The sequence below is a fragment of the Limisphaera ngatamarikiensis genome (genome assembly GCF_011044775.1).
Taxonomy (GTDB): domain Bacteria; phylum Verrucomicrobiota; class Verrucomicrobiia; order Limisphaerales; family Limisphaeraceae; genus Limisphaera; species Limisphaera ngatamarikiensis.
Window position 1 is genome coordinate 3,216 of record NZ_JAAKYA010000063.1, and the last position, 922, is coordinate 4,137.

Annotated in this window: 1 protein-coding gene; it reads right to left on the reverse strand. The window is 54.6% G+C overall.

What is annotated here, in order from left to right; all coding sequences use genetic code 11:
* Nucleotides 1–75: 75 nt before the first annotated feature.
* The coding region (locus tag G4L39_RS09495) for an RHS repeat domain-containing protein (RefSeq protein ID WP_205880920.1) at nt 76–922 on the reverse strand (847 nt) is incomplete at its 5' end.

The window sequence follows — 922 nt, forward strand, 5'->3', positions numbered from 1 at the left end:
ACATACAACTGACGAATACCAATACAGCAGCCACTGCGGCCTTACGCGCACCACTCATGTTGTATACCTCCTATTTCAGAATGCCGCGCATATGGAATGACATGAAAAATATGCAATACCCCCAACAATGTGTGGAAAACTACATTTGATCTGCTGGCAACAGAAGTAACAACTGTCTTGCTCGGGTGATCGGGCAAACTTTAGGCATAACTCAGCCGCCTCTTTCATCTTCTCGCAACCCTCTTTTGCCTGGGATAGCAGGATAAAGATCCGAATCATTTGAGCAGCGGACTTAGCTGCTTCAGGGGGCCAGTCATCCGCATTTGCGATTGCCGCGGCTAAAGTATCGGCTGCCGTCCTGAACAAATCCTTCACCGGGTTCGGTCGGTTGGCGCAGCATGGCTTGCATGCCTGATCGTCCTTCTTGCTTTTATCGTCTTTGTTACCTTTGGCAGCTTTTAGTCCCAAAAAGTCCAGCTGATTAATCGGGTCTTGGTTCACGAAATCGTAGTGCGCAAGACCTGCCCGGGTTGGCCGCGGATGGAAGCTTCCGACCTCGTAGCGCTTGTCAGGCATGGCGCTTTTATTCCGCTGGATTGTACGGAGTGAGCCGTTAAGGATTTGAGCACCCAACGTCCCTACTTCTTCACCCGTCTTCGAACTCTCAAAGATAAGGGCAAACCCCGGTTCCCCGACCGGATCCCGGCTCAACCACCTTCCCAGGGTGGGACTGTAGGCGCGGTATTCGTACAGCACCAGGCCCGTGCCGTCCTCCGCCCGCTTCGTGCTGAAGCGGAACGGATTTGAAGCGGCCACAGTACCCGTCAGCCGCAAGGGCTCCCCAAACGGTCCATACTCGTACCGGGCAGTCTCGGTACCGGTGCTCGCGGACACCAGGTTCCACACGTTCCCGTTGCCGTCG